This window comes from Amphritea opalescens (assembly GCF_003957515.1).
Classification (GTDB): domain Bacteria; phylum Pseudomonadota; class Gammaproteobacteria; order Pseudomonadales; family Balneatricaceae; genus Amphritea; species Amphritea opalescens.
The window spans coordinates 294,999-314,631 of record NZ_RQXW01000002.1 but is presented as its reverse complement, the minus strand read 5'-3'; the positions used below and the strand labels follow the sequence as shown (position 1 = coordinate 314,631).

The 19,633-nt window shown below is 46.2% G+C and carries 16 protein-coding genes; 5 read left to right on the top strand and 11 right to left on the bottom strand.

Annotated elements, in window-relative coordinates; genetic code table 11:
• Positions 1-10: 10 nt before the first annotated feature.
• The 5 genes from EH243_RS03650 to EH243_RS03630 form a co-directional block, all read right to left on the bottom strand.
• Positions 11-661: an ABC transporter permease gene (locus EH243_RS03650; protein WP_126157274.1), complete on the bottom strand. Its 651-nt coding sequence runs from the start codon at positions 659-661 to the stop codon at positions 11-13.
• Between the two features lie 64 nt (positions 662-725).
• Entirely contained in the window at positions 726-1,697 is a 972-nt protein-coding gene (locus tag EH243_RS03645) for an NAD(P)H-dependent flavin oxidoreductase (RefSeq protein WP_126157273.1), read from the bottom strand.
• Positions 1,698-1,752: 55 nt separating this feature from the next.
• Complete coding sequence (locus EH243_RS03640) at positions 1,753-2,838, bottom strand: acyl-CoA dehydrogenase family protein (protein ID WP_126157272.1); 1,086 nt, start codon at positions 2,836-2,838, stop codon at positions 1,753-1,755.
• Positions 2,835-4,109: a CaiB/BaiF CoA transferase family protein gene (locus EH243_RS03635; RefSeq protein WP_126157271.1), complete on the bottom strand. Its 1,275-nt coding sequence runs from the start codon at positions 4,107-4,109 to the stop codon at positions 2,835-2,837. Before EH243_RS03635 ends, EH243_RS03640 begins: the two co-directional genes overlap by 4 nt.
• Complete coding sequence (locus EH243_RS03630; RefSeq protein WP_126157270.1) at positions 4,106-5,284, bottom strand: acyl-CoA dehydrogenase family protein; 1,179 nt, start codon at positions 5,282-5,284, stop codon at positions 4,106-4,108. Before EH243_RS03630 ends, EH243_RS03635 begins: the two co-directional genes overlap by 4 nt.
• Before the next feature lie 1,988 nt (positions 5,285-7,272).
• Between EH243_RS03630 and zigA the strand changes: the two genes are divergently transcribed.
• Entirely contained in the window at positions 7,273-8,478 is a 1,206-nt protein-coding gene (gene zigA, locus EH243_RS03620) for a zinc metallochaperone GTPase ZigA (RefSeq protein ID WP_126157269.1), read from the top strand.
• A 194-nt stretch (positions 8,479-8,672) separates the two neighbouring features.
• Here the strand turns inward: zigA and EH243_RS03615 are convergent, their stop codons facing one another.
• The 4 genes from EH243_RS03615 to EH243_RS03600 all read right to left on the bottom strand — a co-directional run bounded on the left by EH243_RS03615 (position 8,673) and on the right by EH243_RS03600 (position 12,737).
• A complete protein-coding gene (locus tag EH243_RS03615; RefSeq protein WP_126157268.1) occupies positions 8,673-9,689 on the bottom strand; it encodes an AbrB family transcriptional regulator in 1,017 nt (338 codons plus the stop codon).
• Positions 9,690-9,775: 86 nt separating this feature from the next.
• Entirely contained in the window at positions 9,776-11,299 is a 1,524-nt protein-coding gene (locus EH243_RS03610; protein WP_126157267.1) for a tripartite tricarboxylate transporter permease, read from the bottom strand.
• An 11-nt stretch (positions 11,300-11,310) separates the two neighbouring features.
• Positions 11,311-11,763 (bottom strand): tripartite tricarboxylate transporter TctB family protein, encoded by a 453-nt coding sequence (locus EH243_RS03605; protein WP_241234985.1) that lies wholly within the window; start codon positions 11,761-11,763, stop codon positions 11,311-11,313.
• Positions 11,760-12,737, bottom strand: coding sequence for a Bug family tripartite tricarboxylate transporter substrate binding protein (locus EH243_RS03600; protein WP_126157266.1), 978 nt, complete (start codon positions 12,735-12,737; stop codon positions 11,760-11,762). The genes EH243_RS03605 and EH243_RS03600 overlap by 4 nt, the downstream gene beginning before the upstream one ends.
• A 160-nt stretch (positions 12,738-12,897) precedes the next feature.
• On the opposite strand from EH243_RS03600, the gene EH243_RS03595 reads away from it, so the two are divergent.
• The 4 genes from EH243_RS03595 to EH243_RS03580 all read left to right on the top strand — a co-directional run bounded on the left by EH243_RS03595 (position 12,898) and on the right by EH243_RS03580 (position 17,414).
• Positions 12,898-13,566, top strand: a complete 669-nt coding sequence (locus EH243_RS03595) for a response regulator transcription factor (protein ID WP_126157265.1) — start codon at positions 12,898-12,900, stop codon at positions 13,564-13,566.
• Positions 13,559-14,941, top strand: coding sequence for a sensor histidine kinase (locus EH243_RS03590; protein WP_241234984.1), 1,383 nt, complete (start codon positions 13,559-13,561; stop codon positions 14,939-14,941). Before EH243_RS03595 ends, EH243_RS03590 begins: the two co-directional genes overlap by 8 nt.
• Complete coding sequence (locus EH243_RS03585; protein ID WP_126157263.1) at positions 14,938-16,002, top strand: ABC transporter substrate-binding protein; 1,065 nt, start codon at positions 14,938-14,940, stop codon at positions 16,000-16,002. Before EH243_RS03590 ends, EH243_RS03585 begins: the two co-directional genes overlap by 4 nt.
• 398 nt (positions 16,003-16,400) lie before the next feature.
• A complete protein-coding gene (locus EH243_RS03580; RefSeq protein ID WP_164549038.1) occupies positions 16,401-17,414 on the top strand; it encodes an HDOD domain-containing protein in 1,014 nt (337 codons plus the stop codon).
• A 142-nt stretch (positions 17,415-17,556) separates the two neighbouring features.
• On the opposite strand, the gene EH243_RS03575 is transcribed toward EH243_RS03580, so the two are convergent.
• A complete protein-coding gene (locus EH243_RS03575; RefSeq protein WP_241234983.1) occupies positions 17,557-18,909 on the bottom strand; it encodes a sensor histidine kinase in 1,353 nt (450 codons plus the stop codon).
• Positions 18,906-19,565, bottom strand: a complete 660-nt coding sequence (locus tag EH243_RS03570; RefSeq protein WP_126157261.1) for a response regulator transcription factor — start codon at positions 19,563-19,565, stop codon at positions 18,906-18,908. Before EH243_RS03570 ends, EH243_RS03575 begins: the two co-directional genes overlap by 4 nt.
• Positions 19,566-19,633: the final 68 nt, after the last annotated feature.

The window sequence follows — 19,633 nt, the reverse complement described above, 5'->3', positions numbered from 1 at the left end:
GAAACGGCTCCTATAGCTTGATTCCAGCAGGGGTTAATTTATTCTGAATAAACAGTAAGCAATAATCAGCTATAACAGCCAGTATGCTAACCGCTAGCGCCCCAGTCATTAGTTGAAGTTGATCTGATTGAGTAATGCCACTCGAGATAAAGTCACCCAGTCCACCGGCACCAATAAAGGTGGCAATGGTCATAACGCCTATATTCATGACGACAGCAGTACGTACACCCGCCATAATAACTGGCATGGCTAGTGGTATTTCGAGTAACCGCAAACGTTCCAATGGACGCATACCCATACCTCTCGCGGCTTCACGCAATGCCGGATCAATATTATTAATGGCAATATATGTATTTCGAATAATAGGTAATAGCGAATATAAAAGAACCGCTATCATAGCAGGAACGGGGCCTATTCCATGACCAAAAGGAGATAATAATGGAATCATGATCCCAAATAAAGCGACCGAAGGAATAGTAATAATAATTGATGCAGTATATAGAACAATCGAAGCACTTTTCTGGTTCTGTGTAATAGCAATACCAATCGGTACTCCTGCAAGCAGAGCCAACCCAACTGCGATTCCAACCAGAGAAATATGTTCAATAGTTTTATCAAGGATAAGATCTAAATTATCCCATATAAAATTAAGCAGATCCATGGCGTTCACCTTATTATATTTATTTTCAACTTAGACAATTAAGAATTTACATAAAATGCTTTTCCTAAGCTGTCTTTAAGCTATTAATTCGCGATAAAGAAACACTCGCTTCATGCATAATCCGATCAAGTAATTCTTTACAGGTTGGTATATCTTCAACCAAACCAACGGCCTGTCCACATGACCAAATGGCATCATCCAAATTGCCTTCCGAGTATACTGAAGGGTTCCTAGTCCCGGTAATTAAGGGCATCAAATCATCTAATCCTGCCCCAGACTGCTCCATTTCTAGTACTCTTAAAGCCATACCATTTTTGGCAACTCGAGTTGGCGATTTAATCGTTTTCTGAACAATGACAGTGTCATCTTCTGTCGCGTTCTGCATCCAATCCTTAACGGCAGAATGTGCTGGGCACTCCTGAGTGGCAACAAAACGAGTTCCCATAATGACCCCCTCTGCGCCCATACTTAAAGCGGCCAGTAAACCTTGCCCATCAACGATACCACCGCCCGCAATTACGGGGATAGTAACATTCTCCACGGCCCGACGAATCATCACCATCGTCCCCACTTCAGACATCCCTGGGTGACCTCCGGTTTCGTTTCCAACGACACTTACGGCATCACAACCTATCCGCTCACAGGTCTTAGCATACTGAGCACCTGGTACTTTGTGGATAACTTTTATACCCGCGCCTTTAAGTTGATCCATATACTGCTCGGGACTTTGACCAGACGTTTCAATAATCTGAACACCTTCATCAATAGAGATGGCAATATAATCATTTGCATTAAATTTGCGCGCGGTTGGAAATAAATTAATATTCACGCCAAATGGTTTATTTGTCAGCGACTTGAGTAAACGTAACTCTTTACGAAAACTCTCTTCATCTGGAAATGTCGCCGCAGTGATAATACCTAAACCACCGGCATTAGATACAGCAGCCGCTAATTCCGCACGACCTAATCGGAACATGCCACCACAAATAATAGGGTGTTCGATACCCAGTAACTCAGTTAAACGCGTCTTAAACATGGGATAGTCTCCAAAATATTGAGTCATAGGGACGCATTGATGCGCCCCTATCGAATTAAGAGTGAGGAACAACCTCGTCCCAAATACGCTCTCGTAGCTCCCATGGAGCACCCAACAATAACTGATAAGCACGAGCTCGACGAAAGAATAGTTGAACATCAACTTCTAACGTATACCCCATGCCAGCCCAAATCTGCTGTGCTGTAAAGGTTGCTTTTTTACCTGCTTCACATACCTGTATACACGCCATAGGAATCTGTAACCGTTCAGCTGTCACAGAGGCTTCCCGTACTAAGAAATGCGCCGCAGCCAACTCTAATGCAGATTCGGCTAACCGCTGCTGTACAGCCTGAAATGAACCTATTGGCTTACCGAAAGCAATACGTTCCTTAGCGTACTCAACCGCAAGGTCTGTCGCTTGCGAAGCTAAGCCAACGATATAAGCAGCTGTTACGAGCCGGAAATAATCATATGCCTTTGCTAACGACTCCCATTCAAGGGGGATGAGTTCTACATTTTTTAACTCATTAACAACAATGCGACTATAAGAATTATTGGCTAGATCTGGCATCGCTTTTGTTTGCCAGCCATTTTCAGGACGATGAACTAACGCTAAGCAAGGTTGCTCTTTATCCAAAACAGGCACTACCAGCAAACTCGCATCTTCAAGCAGATTCACCATGAGGCTCACATCTGAAGAGAGCTGAGGCAAACGATCAATACTCGTCGGCAGCCCACTCAACGGCATAGCGATAGCCGCTCTTTGCTCGCCAGAATTAAACGCATCTAGACTAACATTATCTGCTGCATGCTTAGCAAGGAGAGGTAATACCAAAACAGCCGCCTCAGAGAAAGGCATTGGATAAGCAGCACGACCTAACTCTTCCGCAATAACACAAGCCGCGACAAGTCCATCAGCCTCATCTTCTTCATGTTGAAGTAGTTCAAACCAGCCCAAATTTGCCATTTTTGACCAGCTAGCTTTAGCAGCAATCCAATCACCAGCTTCCGCAGCACGAACGACAGACAAAGGGCTCTCGCTATTCGCAAAATTTCGCGCTGCATCACGGATCATTTCTGATTCAAGTTCAGTCATTGTGGCGTTATTTACTGCCCCTTGAACGTTGCTAGACATATTCATTGGCTCTCTCCTCTTTGCTCTTGATGCCCAGCCGACTTATTCAAAGGTGCGGATGCTGCTGGGTTAATTAATCCAAGTTCTTCTAAAATCTCATCTGTATGTTCGCCTAAACGTGGAGGCGGTCTGCGCACCGATGCCCCCTTACCTACCCTAACGCCCGTACCAACACTCTGTACTTTGCCGTAGCCTGGATAGTCATACTCATAAAGAAACCCGCCCTCTGCTACCTCAGGGTCATTCATGACCTGTCCTAGCATTTTTAATGGCGCATTAGGGACACCCTCGCCCTCAAAGCGACGTACCCACTCTTCGGTGCTATGCTCCTTAAAACGCTCCTCTGCTGTGACCGTTAGCTCTCGACGCACCTTATCAATAGCTGCATCGGCAGGTATATCATCTGGATTGGTATGCCAAGGATCTTCCATCTGTAATAACTTCAAAAAAACTTGTCGCTGAGGAACATTCAAACAGCCAACCGTAATAAAGCCATCTGACGTTTGGTATGTCCGGTAATATAATTCTCGAGCACCCATGGCGTTAGATGCAGTCGATGTGGAGGCCATTTGCTCTATGACATTCCCTGGTTGCTCTGGTATGTCTAACGCACCCTCCAGCGTCAACATTTTTTGCCGCTGCAAACCCAGCGCAGCCTCCAATAATGACGCCTCTACTTTCTGGCCCTTACCTGTTTGATAACGCTGAAATAAGGCACACATAATGCCGTAGAGCATATAATGTCCTGCGGTAAAATCGACCAAAGCAACACCCGCATAGCGCTTGGGAACACCGCCATCAGGGGATGGGTTAGAGCTAAGCAGACCACTGAATGCTTGGACAACAAGGTCATAACCTGGCTGGTGCCAACGTGATCCAATAGGGCCATACGCTGTATTACTGGTGAAAATAAGGCGCGGAAAAAGTTCTTTCAACGTTTCATAGTCAAGACCATAGCGCTCAGCAACACCGGGTCTAAAGTTAGACACCATAACATCGGCAGTTTCAAGCAACTTGATAGCCTTCTCGCGCTCAACTGGATCCTTCAAGTTGATAACAACCGAACGCTTATTCCTATTCAGCGCCATAAAGCTCTTGCTCATCCCCGGAGTAAATGGATCCTGGTGACGCCATTGTTCACCAGTAGGAGATTCCACCTTGATGACATCAGCTCCCATATCACCAAGCAACATGCAACAAAACGGCCCTGCGACATACCCTGAAAAATCAACAACTCGGACGCCACTCAATGGCAAAGTCTTATCTTGCTCACTCATTTTGGCAACTCCAAACCACGGACGGCAATAATGCTTTTCTGAATTTCACTACTACCACCCGCTAACGTCAGTGCAGGACTTGCACGGTATAACGCCGTTAATAGTCCATCGTTGACGGCCAATTCAGAACCATATTCAAACAATGCACTTGGGCCGATAATGTCGACAGCAGCATCAGCTATCGCTTGTGAAAGCAATCCGATATACAACTTGCCATATGAAAACTCATTACTAGCACCGGAACCTGCATCCAAATGACGTGCAATAAGGTAGCCAAAAGTTCGCGAAACTTGGGCCCGACCATACAATTCAGCAATCTTTTCCCTAACGGCGGGCTGATCTGCTAAACGACCTCCATCAGGAGCCGTTCCATCTTGATGGACATACGCAGACAGGTCGTCTAATGCTCGCTTCGCTGCACCAATACGATCCATTGCAGACCGTTCCAAGTCCAAGCTACGCATAGATTGATGAAAGCCGCGGTTTAACTCACCCACAAGGCTATCTGCTGGAATGCGAGCATTATCAAAGAAGACTTCGTTGATCACACCGCCACCTAAGGTCGCGAATGTATTTACCGTCACCCCAGGTGTTTTCATATCCAGAATAAAGGTACTAATGCCTCTATGTTTAGGCGCATCAGGATCTGTACGCGCAGCTAAATACATATGAGTAGCTACTTCAGCACTGGAAGTCCAAATTTTGTGGCCATTAATAACGAAATCATCACCATCACGCCGAGCACTAGTGCGTAAAGAACCAAAATCTGAACCCGCATTAGGTTCGGAATACCCCTGACAAAGAATAGCTTCACCGCTGGTAATCATTGGTAAGTACTTTTCTTTCTGCGCATCCGTACCAAACAACATTAATGTGTTGCCAAAAACTTTTACGGATAGCAAATAACCACTGAGAGGAGCCCGAGCATAACCAAGAGCCTCGTCTATAATAAAGGTCTCGAGGTGACTACAGTTTTTACCGCCGTATTGTTCTGGCCAATGACGACCAATCCAACCCGCCTGACCTAATTGACGATAAAATTCGACGGAATCTCCATCACTCATGGTTCCCTGTCGCTCTAACCCTTCAGTCGTTTCTGGAATAGTTTTAGCGCAGAAATCCAGAACCTCCTGACGTAATGATTGTGATTCGTCATGTGTAGGAATTAGCCGCATATTGACCTCCTCGGCTGCGTAATAAGCAGCTTAAGCTTCAGTTATATTTATTGATAAATAATGCTAGCTATGCTGAATTTCTTTCCCTCATGGCACAAGAGAATTAGTTTCAGCCCTGTGTGAATTGATTTTGATGCTCATAATCAGAGCGTATTTACGCAGTAATTCAACAATAAAAAAACCATAGAAATATATAATTTTCTTCTTTTAAATCAAAAAGATAAGATTCCTACAAAAAACCATTAACACTTAAGATACAACAAACAAATCCTACATGTGGATCAATTTCAACCCTCTCGGGATGCCGATAATAAGTGCGATACTTTCATCAAAAGGAAGGGCTAGCGAAGGTGTAATCAAGTCCGCTACATGAGATAAATTTTGTGATCAAAGATTCAGGATCTAGAAATTAAGCAGCAGTCCAGATTCGCTGACAACGAGTTTAGTCATTGGTATCGAACCTTATTATCCTAAGCAAGGATAATGACCGCTCCCCTATTTTTCACTGGTCATGCTATGAGTCTGCTGTCTGCACAGCGGTACAACTGGAGTGATAATCCCTCTCTTTTTAGCAGGTGCTAAAAGCAGAAGTTAAGTGACCATCAACAAGGGGGCGTTATCACCATTAGCTTTATGGGGTAGCGCTTAATCATCTCGATCCTCGCGAAGCGGTTTGTTTTACATCAACACCATGTACACATGTACACATGTACGATGTATATATACATCTATAGACGTGTTAAATCACATTACATAAATGTTAAAAGTATGAAATGTGCCGACCTATAAATCTCATACTCATTTACTAGAGGGGTTCTGATTAGCTTGCATGAAGCCAAGTTGCTCAAACCCCTCGCGTAAGCTTATAGGCGTTTTATAGCCAACAATATTACAAGCGATATGTTTAGGCGGCTTTGCTCAACACCTTCGCTTTTGATATCGAGTTACAGCAATACTCAGCAATGCCACTTTATGTGATATTGGTTACCAATGGGTTATTGATATATATAGACACATACTCCCCAAAGAACCTCTTACTTCGAAGCCTCTATACGCAACTACATCCCGCTTAAAACAAACTCTCTATGAAATATATCTATGACTAAGCTCCCCAATACTCAACCGCTACAAATCTGACACCAAACCCAGACTAAAAAGTGGCACTTTGTGTTGATTTGTGCCACTTTGGTGTGCCATTATTGAATTATGACTTCTGGTCAACTCAATGAAAACAAGTAGTTAGCTACACGGGTTCGGCACCCGCCACCCCCACCAAATTGATAAACGAAGACGTCCTAGGGCGTCTTTTTTTATGCCTGAAACCCTTGAATTCCCTCACTTTCGTGCCAATCCTAATTCGTACGAATTCCAAACACATCCTCAAAAATCCCCACCCTTTGGGGCTTGACTGGAGGCCTTTCGACCCTCTCAAACCGCAGGCCTTAACGATATTGAGCAACCTACACCCAATAATTGAGAATACATTTCCCTTCAGCCCGTGGGCGTAGCCGTTGTATGTCGGAGAACGCAGTTAGAGTGGTGCTTAGATCAATGGGTTATGACAACGGGACAATGAGAACCCACTGTTTTAGAGCAATGGCGAGGGCATTACTCGATGAGGCCTAGGGCTTCGGATGGAATGGATAGCTCAGCAACTAGCCCACACCGTTAAAGACGCCAAAAACAGCCGAATACGGATTCTGCTATACGGTAGGTAGCTATATAAGTGATAGGCGCAATGCCAGTCGTTGTGAGTACAAGGACAGGAAGCATCTTGCACACCCTAAATGTTATGATATAACATGCTTTTTATATCAATAAGATACCGCTTCAAAGTAACAATTTTCAAACCATCGATATCTGAAAGACTGAACCAACAAGCTCATGAACTGAATAACATCACAGCAATAAGTCTTAGACGCAGGCATCTCAATTGCGTAGCAGACAACGATAAGTCGCTATAGCGTAATATATTAAAGGAAATACGAATGGCCGATGCACAGAAAAAACTTCCCGTCACAGTATTATCCGGCTTTCTAGGTGCCGGAAAAACAACCGTACTCAGCCATATTTTAAACAACCGAGACGGACGAAAAGTCGCCGTCATTGTTAATGACATGAGCGAAATTAATATCGATGCCGCTACCTTAAAAAATGAAGTGTCACTGAATCGAAGCGAAGAAAAACTCGTCGAAATGAGCAATGGTTGTATCTGCTGTACGCTGCGCGAAGATCTACTTTTAGAAGTTAACAAGTTGGCCAACGAAGGCCGCTTCGATTATCTGGTAATAGAATCCACCGGTATTTCTGAACCTTTACCCGTCGCAGAAACATTTACCTTCACCGATGATGACGGCATCTGCCTCTCTGATATCGCCACTTTAGATACCATGGTGACTGTGGTTGATGGGCTTAACTTTCTTATCGACTATGACGCCGCACAATCACTCCAGTCAGTAGGCGAATCACTCGGAGACGAGGACGAACGCAGCGTTGCGGACTTACTCATAGAGCAAGTGGAATTTGCCGATATCATTCTTATCAGTAAGTGTGACTTAATCGACGATGATGCTTTAGGCCGCTTAATGAGTATCTTAAAAACATTGAACACCACGGCAGAACTCATCCCCATTGAAGCAGGCAATGTACCGATTGATAAAATACTCAATACAGGCCTGTTTAGTTTTGAGAATGCTCAACAAGCCCCTGGCTGGCTGAAAGAGCTGCGTGGTGAGCACGTTCCTGAAACGGAAGAATACGGTATTGCAAGTTTCACCTATACCGCACGCAGACCTTTTCATCCGCAACGCTTTTATGATTTTATCCACAGCCCAACATTACAGGGCAAACTGATTCGTTCCAAAGGATACTTTTGGCTAGCGAGTCGACCACAGTTCGCAGGGCAGTGGAGTCAAGCAGGCGGTATGGCCCGCTATGGTTTTGCTGGCATGTTTTGGAAAGCTATTCCCGAAAGTAAATGGCCTGAAGAGGATAAAGAATCGATTCTCTCAGATTGGGAAGAACCCTTTGGCGATATGCGCCAAGAGCTCGTTTTTATCGGACAAAACCTTGATCAAGACACGACTATTAAAGCGTTAGATGATTGCTTATTGACCGACGAACAACTACTTGCTGGCCGAGAGCTTTGGGAACAACTCCCAGACCCATTTCCTCTCTGGGAAATGCCTCAATAGACCACAACATTTTAATCTTCCGCCCAGCTAAGACTGTTGAGTGTTAGCCAACACCAACTATTGATGAGTTTCGGTAAAATCCCCCTCTTTTTTACAAGTGTTAAAAAGAGGGGAGTTTACCCTTAAACTTTTAGAGCAGAAGCACTTTCCAGTTATATGGGGCATTCCCACGCCTAAACACCCATAAATCATCATCAGGCTACATCCTTTCGCCTAATGAAAACCATGAGTAGTGGAATAGTCATACTCATAACCAGCATTCGGAACAACTGATGGGTGGCCACAAACAATGCATCGACATCCTGATTCATCGCAATGGCGATCATCACTTCCATTCCACCAGGCGCATAGGCCAACATTGCCTGTGTCCAAGGAATGGCTGCAACATAATGAAGAGCAGCCGCGAACCCTGCAGAGACCATTAGGGTAATAAGCAAGCCAACTGAAGCCGCCTTAATTTCAGCGATTGATTCATGAATATCGATATTATTAAAGCGTGAGCCGATTGCACAACCAAGAAATACCATTAAGGAAAGCAGAATCATATCAGGGAAACGCCAGTCCCACCCCATACCCTGTTTCAACAACAAGGTTGCCAAAACCCCACCCACCAGCATTGGCGCGGGGAGTTTGACATGCTTCAGAAACCAGCCAATCAAGGCAGCAAGAGCGATGGTGATGAGCATTCTTTCGGGATGCTCAATATGAAACCCTTGCAGGGAAACACGGCGTTCTGCGACGGGTAAAAACAGCGGTATACAGAACACCAAAAACAATAAACGTATACTATGTATCAGTGAAATACGGCGTACATTGGCATTCATTTCAGCGGCCATGCTAAGCATAATGGCCAGATTCCCAGGGACTGAACAGAATAGCGCCTCATCACGACGCCAGCCATGCTGAGCAACATAGAATCGATATAATATCCATAGCAGCGAAGCCAGCATCAAACACATCAGTACAATCGAACCGGCCCAGTGTAGTAGCTGATCGACCAAACCGCTTTCGATATTGAGTGCTACAGAGATCCCTAGAAACAAAGTAATCACAGAAGATGTTGAGGCGGGCATCACCACCTGAATTTTACTAGCCCCAGTAAAAACGACCGCCAGTAGCGCGCCAATAAGCCAAGCCGACGGCAGTCCGAGCCAATAGGCGACACACCCACCCAGAGCACCAATAATTATCGTTCGAACAACGAGAAACATGTTGATAATGTCCAAAAAAAGGGGGGCCGAAGCACCCCCAATATCGCATATTTAATTAACAATCTTGCGCTACTCAGCAAGTAGGCTTAATCCTCAACCTCATTAGCTTTTGCCAGCAGTTTACGCATTTTGATTGAACGCATCAGACTCGGGGCAACAATCGCAACGACCGTGGCAATAGCCATTACATAGGTTATCGGCCCATCAAGTAATACTGACCAATCTCCTCCTGAAATAGACAGCGCACGACGCAGATTTACCTCCAGCACCTCTCCGAGAACCAAGCCTAGAATGACAGGGGCAAGAGAAAAGTGAAGTTTACGCAAAAGAAAACCAACGACGCCCAGCAGCACCATAAAGAACAGGTCAAAACTATCGCCATGAATGGAGTAGATACCGACAAAAGTCAGCATCGCTATCACGGGCACCAGATATGCCTGCCGAATTGACAGTAAGCGGACAAACAGCCCTATCATAGGAAGGTTCATCACCAGTAGCGCGATATTACCGACAAACATCGAAGCGATCAGCCCCCAAGCGATATCAGGGCGTTGTTCGAATAACAATGGTCCTGGTGTGATGTTAAACATCATCAGCGCGCCCAGCAAAATGGCCGTCGTACCACTTCCCGGAATCCCCAGTGTCAGCATAGGCACCATCGCACCCACAGCTGAAGCATTATTAGAAGCCTCCGGTGCTGCAAGACCTCGAATATCGCCTTCACCAAAGTGTTCGTTTTTACCTTCGGCAAAACGTTTTTCGGTACCATAAGCAACCGCACTGGCAATCGAAGCTCCCGTGCCCGGCAGTACGCCAATCAAGAAGCCCATAACCGTAGAACGGAACACCACCCACTTAACAGCCAGCAGATCAGCGACCGTCACAAAACTTTTGCCTAGCGGACGAACACCTAAGTCATTACGAGCCCAAGATTCAAGCAGAACAAAAATCTCACTGATCGCAAACATCCCGATAACCACGACTAAAAAGTCGACACCATCAAAGAAGTTCGGTATCCCCATGGTGAAACGTAACACGCCACTACCGGAGTCAATGCCAATCGTTGCCAACACCAAACCGATGAGCACACCAATAATTGTTTTAGCCGGCCGAGAGCCGACCATAGTGGCAAGACAGGTAAAAGCAAAAACCATCAACCAGACATATTCCGATGGCCCGAATTGAACCGCAAACTGACTCAGAATCGGCGCGCAAATCACCATCATCAGTAGAGCTCCCATACTACCTGCAAAGGAGCTAATCGCTGACAGCGCCAATGCGCGACCGCCTTCTCCTTTACGTGATAACGGATAACCATCAAGGGTTGTCATGATGGCCCCAGCGTCACCGGGAACATTGAGCAGAATACTTGAAATACGGCCACCATACTCAGCGCCATAATAGACGCCCGCCAACAGAATCAATGCGGATTCCGGTGGTAGTCCAAGGGCATAGGCCAGCGGCAGCAGAATCGCTACACCATTAATTGGACCGATTCCCGGCAAGGAACCAATCAACGTACCAATAAAACATCCCAACAAAACCAGCAATAGGTTTAGCGGGAGGAAGGCAACACTAAACCCGGTTGCCAGATGACTGAAAACATCCATAGATCTACTCCCTAAAAAACGCTGGCCAACCAAGTGCCAGAAGGAACATTAAGCTGTAACAGCAAGGTCAGCAGAAAATAGCTGATGACGCTCATAATCAGCGCAAACACCGCAGCACGCTTCGGCGTTTCACCAAACAACCAGCTAAAGACACTTCCCACAAGAAAGGTGGCCAGAATAAACCCAGCTTTTTCAAATAGCGCAGCATAGGCAATCATTAAAACCAGCCCAGCCAGCAGTTTCTTCATAATATCGGCGGTCGGATACCAGCTGTTTTTATCAGGCTTAATGATTAACCAGACGGAGAAAATCGTTAGTAAAATCCCCAGAATAACAGGGAAGGCTTTTGGCCCCAGAGGCTCATACTGGAAGGGTACATCAAACTGAAGGGCTGCCCAGACGATAAGTCCTGACAGCACCAGCAATATACCCGCAAGAATACGGTCATACATTGCAAATCTCACTTAATAAGGCCTGATTCTTTTGCCAGATCACGCATGTAACCGACACGGTCTTTAACATAGCGGTCGAACTTCTCGCCAGACATTTTAAAAGGTATCAATCCTTTTTCATGCACCGTTTGAAGGAACGCTTCGTTTTCATACGCCTTATCAAACTGCCCGGCCCAATAATTGTAAGCGTCATCAGAGACATCAGGCCCCAGATAAAAACCACGCAAGATGGTCCACTCAGCATCAAAGCCCTGCTCTTTTGCAGTCGGAATGTCGGCAAACTCACCTTCTAGGCGTTCAGGTGCCATAACCGCCAGCATTTTCAACTTACCGGCATCCATCTGTCCAACCATCTCACCGACATCACCGGGGTAAATCTGAATATGATTACCCATCAACGCAGCAGTCGCCTCACCGCCACCTTCATAAGGAACATAACGCATCATTTTTGGATCAACGCCGGATGATTTCATGAGAATAGCGGCTTTCATCCAATCCTGACTGCCGACCCCACCACCGGCGCCGAGAACATACTTGGTCGGGTCAGCTTTAACTGCAGCCACCAACTCAGCCAGAGTATTCCAAGGAGCATCTGCTCTCACAATAACAGCACCGTAATCTACACCGGCAGCACCGACCCAGCGGGCAGCGTTTTCATCAAGCTTTTTACCAAACTTACCCTGGGCTATGTTCAACAAAGAACCGGAGCTAAACGCCACCAGCGCATCGCCATCATCACGCCGGTTAGAGTTGATATAGTTGTACGCTACTGCACCAACGCCGCCGGGCATAAAAGTAACAGCCATCGGAGTATTCAGTAGATCCGCACTTTTAAAACCGTTTGATACGATACGACAGGTTAAATCGAAACCACCGCCTGGCTTTGCAGGGGCAACACATTCGGGTTTAGATGGTTCAAATGCAGCAGCGTGCATTGCAGTTGCCAAACCAGCAGCCAGTGCTAGTATACGAAGCTTGAACTTCATGGGGCTCTCCAAATCAGATTTTTTGTTATATATTTTTTAACAGCACTCCTAAGAGCTAGTGAAATATAGTCCTGTTAACTGACAACGGTCTGACACGAGCAAAAAAAAGCACGAGAAGCGGTTACTTGTTGTTAACCTCCTTACAGAGATTATTAGTGTTATGCGCATACTCCTTATAGAAGATAATGAAGCGCTCGCCGATGCTACTCAGGAATACTTTCGACAGATAGGGCACCCCCTTGACTGGACAGTGTCAGTCGAGCTGGCAGAACGCACCCTGTCATGGGATGATTTTGATATGCTGATTCTGGATATCAATCTGCCCGGCCGCAGTGGTTATCAGCTATTACAATCGTTGCGCCAGAAAGGCCGGACGATTCCCGTTCTCATTCTGACTGCCCGTGCTGAAATTGATGATCGAGTCAGCGCCCTTGACCTAGGCGCCGATGACTACCTCGTTAAGCCGGTAGATTTCAGAGAACTGGCCGCCCGCTGCCGAGCTTTATTACGAAGAGAACGCGGCGCCGCCAGTAATACAATGGTCTGCGGCAATCTGATTTTTAATCTGGCAACCCATCAGATAACGGTCAACAATCAAGCTGTCGAGCTTCGACTGCGGGAACGACAACTACTCGAACTGTTTTTGAAAAATCTAGATCGCGTATTAACCAAGGAAGATATTGCTAATAAGCTATATACCTTTGATGAAGCCAATACCCCCAATGCAATCGAGCAAACATTGACTCGACTGAGAAAAAAACTCGCGGAGTCATCTTTGCATATAAAAACGATTCGTGGCCTTGGATACCTAGGTCATATCGATGACTAAAGCCGGTTACTCTCTGCAGCAACACCTAATTACCCGCACCGTGCTGTTAATGATCATTGTATTTACCGTTCTGAGTGCAGGGGTATGGAATTACGCCAGACGTGCTGCTGATCTTTCCTATAACAGGCTCCTTAACAGTGCCAGCTTATCGATTATTGAAAGAATCTCTGTTCAAGAATCTCAGATCGACCTTGATTTGCCCTATGCTGCTTTATCGATGCTGGAATTAGCGCCTGATGACAAAGTTTACTACGAAGTCATTGATCATACCGGCCAACACCTGACCGGCTATCGTAAAACCCCTTCTCCGGCAAATTATCAGCCTCACAGTGATCCCCAGTTTTTTACCGCAAAATACAAAGGCGAAGCTGTTAGCTGGGTCGTCCAGAGCAAGCAGTTAATTGCACCTGCCGCCAATGGTTGGGTGGTGATTAAACTGGGACAAACCAGAAATGCCCGCAACGAGCTATTTGGTGAGATTTTTTACAGCTCGCTGGCCACACTGTCTGGCATTCTGTTGTTAACAACATTACTGGTATGGCTGGGCGTCAGGCGTGCTTTACAACCATTGAGTATCATATCTGAAAACCTGAAAAACCGTTCGCCGAATGATCTTCGTCCGTTAAAAACCCCTGCAATTAGGGAGGTGGTCCCGTTAGTCAACGCGATCAATAATTATCAGCAACAACTACTGCACAACCTGGACACAATGAAAGTATTTATTGCCGATGCCTCCCACCAAATACGTAGCAGTTTAGGCGGTATACAGGGGCAGTTAGATGTGACTTTGCATGCTTCGGATACTGAAGAGATCAGAAGCCGGTTGATCAACATTCGTCAGCAGCACAAAAAGCTGACACGTCTGACTAATCAATTACTGACGCATGCATTAGTAACCCACAGAAGCGACAGTATTGCGCCACGCTCAATCTCACTAAACGCACTTGTCGAAGAGTTATTAACGGAGACTGTCAGAGATCAGGCTCATACTCAGATCGACTTTTCATACTCTGCCAAAATAGACAACATCCGTATTCCGGGCGATAAAGTTAGCTTAAAGGAAGCGTTCAAAAATCTGCTAGAAAATGCGGTGCGCTATGGCCCTGACACTAACCAGATTGATATCACACTCCATCCCTGTGATGAGCACCTAGTCGAAATTATGATTGATGACAGCGGTCCCGGCATTCCAAGCCATCAACGCCGTCAAGCGATGCAACGCTTTTCTCGTCTAAGCTCCGACGTATCCGGATCAGGTCTAGGACTGGCCATTGTCGAAACCGTTATTCAAGCGCATCAGGGCACCCTTAAACTTGATCGTAGTCCATCCGGTGGTCTGCGTGTTCTAATTCGCTTACCCGGTACCTCTCTATGAATTTCCTGTTGCAACGTTTTGCCCTACTTATTGCTTTGACTACCTTTGCAATGATGGTTCATTCAACGGAAACAACTGATCAGTCACCTTCACTGGTTATCTTCAGCGCCACTGATACCGCCGCAATGCAACCGATCATTGATGCGTTCAAACAAATTTCGCCGGCGATACATATCCGCTACCAAGAGTTTCAAACCAACGAACTGTTCCATGCCATTCAGCAATTACCAGAAGATCAGTTACCAGATCTGGTGATCAGCTCAGCGATGGACCTGCAGATCAAACTGGTTAATGATGGCTATGCTCAGCCATTTATTGACCCAATAACAGAAACCCTTCCCCGCTGGGCCAACTGGCGCAATGAAGCCTTTGGTTTCACTTATGAACCAGTGGCGATGGTCTATAACAAACCCGCTTTTCAAGACATGGCTCTCCCAAACACCCATGAAAAGCTAGCACTGGCGATTCGCAGCAATAACGATTTTTTCATGAACCGTATCGCTACCTACGACATTCGGTTATCGGGTGTGGGTTACTTATTTGCCACACAGGATGAGATTAACTCCAGTATCAGCAGCCGATTGAAAGAAAACTTAGGTCGCATAGTCACTAAATTAGACTGTTGCAGCAGCAACATTATCGAAGATACCGCATCGGGCAAGCTCGTACTTGGCTATAACGTGATCGGATCGTATGCCATGAAATACGCCCAAACAAACCCGACAATCGGTATTATTTTTCCAGAAGACTACACCCTCGTGATGAGTCGAGTCGCCTTCATAACCCGACAGGCGCGTCATGTAGAAAACGCTCGGTCCTTTCTTCGTTACCTGCTATCCATGGAAGGGCAGCAAATCATCGCAGATAAGAGCGGCCTGATTGCTCTCCACCCCAGCGCAAAGGGGGCATTTACATACAGCCATCTGCAACGGGACTATCCCTTGCGCTTTAAACCCATCCCTTTGGGGCCTGCGCTAATGGTTTATCTGGATCACCTGAAACAGCGTCGATTTATCAATGAGTGGAACAATGCGATCTTATATGATGTATTTGTTCCCTAAAAAGCCACTGTATATAGTGATGTAATGATTCCGGCACAGAAGGTCTTTTCTGATCAGTCCGGACTTCTTAGCCTGACCCTGCATTTCATTGACGGGAACAAGCAATAGCTCGCCTAAACCAAGGAATTCCATTGAAGCACCACAACAGACGCTGTTACTTTTCGAGGAAGGATGACCTCAAACACTATAAAATCGACGAAAAGATTGACTCAAGCGCTAGCCAAAACACACAACTATGATCAAAATGCTATGTATAAGGATTATGCCTCGCTGGATTGAGCGATCCACGCTAACTGCTGGAGCTAACTGCCGTGTTATTTGGACTATTTAAACTATTTGGTAGAAACAAAAAAAAAGCTGTCGATAAAAGGCCGAAGCCTAGAAGGCAGACCAGCGAATTGTCGAGCAAACCCTCCAAGCCTCTCGGAAAGCTTTTAAGCGAATCACAGGTTGAAGTTGTACCCGAACCGCCAAAAGAGCGGCCTGCCTCGCTTGCCGAATTCGATCTATTGGTCTCGTCACAGATCGATGAGCAACAGCTGGCGCAAGCACAGCAGTTATGCGAAAAATTGCCCGCCCCGCACCCAGTACAAGCGAAGTTAGCCGGCGGTCTCGACACACCTAAAGAATTGATTGAAACACTCGCGGCCGACCCAGGCCTCACCGCGGATGTATTACGCACAGTCAATTCTGCCGCCTTTGCCTTAACCTCACCTATTTCCAGCGCACAACACGCTGTTAATTATCTAGGTGTCAGTTTTGTTAAGAGTTTAATCTCCCAAGCGGCTAACACTCATCAAACCAAAGACTGCTCTGCGGCACAAAAAACGGCATTGCAACGTGTATGGTTATCCACTGCGGTGGCAAGTGCGTTTGCAACCTTATTGGGTCAACACTTGGGTCATTCTCGCCCTTCAGTGCTAGCCACCAAAGCTCTATTTTTTAATCTCGGCGACTTAGCGTTTATCCTAGGGAATGAGGACGCACACTCATGGTATGCAGAAGATATGACGTTGCTAGACAGGGTTAAAGCGCAGCAACAAAACTGTCGTTTAAACTCGTCTATCGTTGGTTCAACGTTAGCTAGAAATTGGGGTTTACCAGAGGAGATTGAACGTGCCATTGCCAACTCTACTCTTCCACTAGCTAACGCACCCACGCAGTTGGATTTAAAAGAAGATGAATTGAAAGATACCATACTGCTTTATTTAGCTGCTCGTATCGGTGACCGTGTCGCCTATCGAGGCCTTCGAGACTTGGCCAACTTCAATATCGACGCTGAAGGAGAGCCGAGTACCTTTTTCATTAAGAGCCACTTAGAGGCTTCTGGGCAACAAATGGTTATTAATTTGCTTGCAGATACGGGGTTCCGTAAGAAATTCAATCACCTGTTATCCACATTAGCGGCTTGAACAGGGGCTGAGTTATTTCTACCTACTTCTTCTGTCTTTTGCGATAAAGATATGGCCCTCAATAGGCGTGAGGGTCTTATTTTCAAGCCTAACCATTAAAGACAAACGGATCTAGGCATTTCAAAATCAAGCGACATACCGCTCAACCATCGATCAGCGAAAAATCCACGCTGACTTCAAAGCCATCGCTTCGTCCCGTCGCGGGGGAGTTAAATCTCATCGTAGCTCCCACACCCGTGACGATGGCATCGGCAATCGCTAAGCCAAGCCCTAGGCCTTGAGCCTTGGTGTTTGATCTAACAAACCGGTGCTGTAGTTGCGCCAACGTTTCAGCAGGGATCACCTCCGCCGCGTTAACGATAGTTAATACTCCATTGATGGAAAAACTAATCTCAACCGGCTGGTTTGGGTTTCCATGTTTGATGGCATTGTCGATTAAGTTGCGCACCAAAATAGCAAATGCATCGGGATCTATAGCAGAGTTAAAGACGCCATCATGAGGCAGTGTTAACCGAAGCCTATCGGCTGAATACGACCGCTGGCTATCGTCAACTATCAGTTTTAATAGCCGTACCAGATCATGCTGTTCCGTCGCTAATAGCCCGCCCCCTTCCGCCTTGGCCAGCTGCATCAGTTTTTCTGACAAGCCCGATAAGCCTTTTATGGTTGCTTCCACTTTCTGCACTTTATCTTTGAGGGGGCCTGCCGTGACGTCCTGCTGCAGATATTGAATCTGGGCCAGTGCCGTTGCAATGGGCGTGCGTAACTCATGGGCACTATTAGCAGTAAACGAACGCTCTGATTCTAATGCTCGGCTTAATCGCGCCAACAGATCATTAACCGAGATAGCGATTGTGTGAAGTTCGGTTGGTAGATTTTTAGTTTCTATCGGCGAGAGATCGCCGCTTCCACGGGATTCAATGGCTTTTCTATAAACCCGCACGTGACGCAAACTGTAACGCACAAAAGCCCAAGTCCCGATAAAACAGAGCGGGATCAGAAAGATCAGTGGCCATACTAAGCTGGCGGCCATTTGAACTATGGCTTCTCGCCGTTGAACCAGAGGTTCGGCAACCTCGATGTGTAAGGTATTTTGCACCGCCCACGCCCCATAGAATCGGTAATTTTCTGATGAGCTAAAGCCTTTTAATAGCGTTTTATTAAATATCAGCGGATCAGCATTATGGGACTGTAGTAAAACCCTGCCTGACGCATCACGTACTAGATAGATAAGAGGTTCATCGTGGGCTTCGAATGACATGATTTGTTGTAATTGCCCCGGCTCCTCTCTGTTGAGAATCTCAACAACAGCAAGGGGCATGATGCGTTGGGCTGTTTCGGCCAGTGCACTATCGAAGAGGGTATTAAGTTTATTTTGTGATACGTAGACAGTACTTAATAATGCCAACAACCACAGCAAAACCACTCCCAAGGTTAAGCCAATGCCTAGGGTTTTCTGAAGACTTTTTGGTGATTTCACCTGCGCGGAACTCATAAGGACCTCATACGATAACCCAGCCCGCGCACTGTTTCTAACTGTCCTTTATCCAGCTTTTTCCGCAGCCGACTGACATAAACTTCAATGGTATTACTTTCGATCTCGGCACCAAAAGCATAAAGGTGATCTTCCAACTGTGATTTTGAGAGAACGTTGCCAGGATGTTGAATGAAGGCCTCAAACAGCGCCCACTCACGGGCGGTTAAATTGATGGCCACACCCTCACGAGAAATAAAGTGCTTGTTAAGGTCGACATCTAATGTGCCCACCTTAATGATAGGGTTCGGGTTGCCACTGTAACGTCTAGACACCGCCGCGATGCGCGCGGAGAGCTCTGATAGATCAAAGGGTTTTACCAGATAATCATCCGCACCAGCATTTAGCCCTGCGATACGATCAGACAGTTGATCTCTGGCGGTTAAAATAATCACGGGCGTTGTTTCGCCAGATCTACGTATCTTTTTCAATAGATCGATGCCGTTGCCGTCCGGCAGCATGAGGTCAAGTAGAATCAAATCATATTGGGTGTTCTGTAGGCTAGCGCCCGCATGGGAAAGGTTGTTAACCCAATCGACCGCGTGACCTTCATCGCTGATCTGATCCCGTATCACTTCGCCTAAACCCTCGGCATCCTCTACCAGTAATAATCGCATCTATAATCCTTAGATCTTCGCAGTCAGGCTGATCATAACCAAAATACCTGACAGTAAGCTGAAAGCCC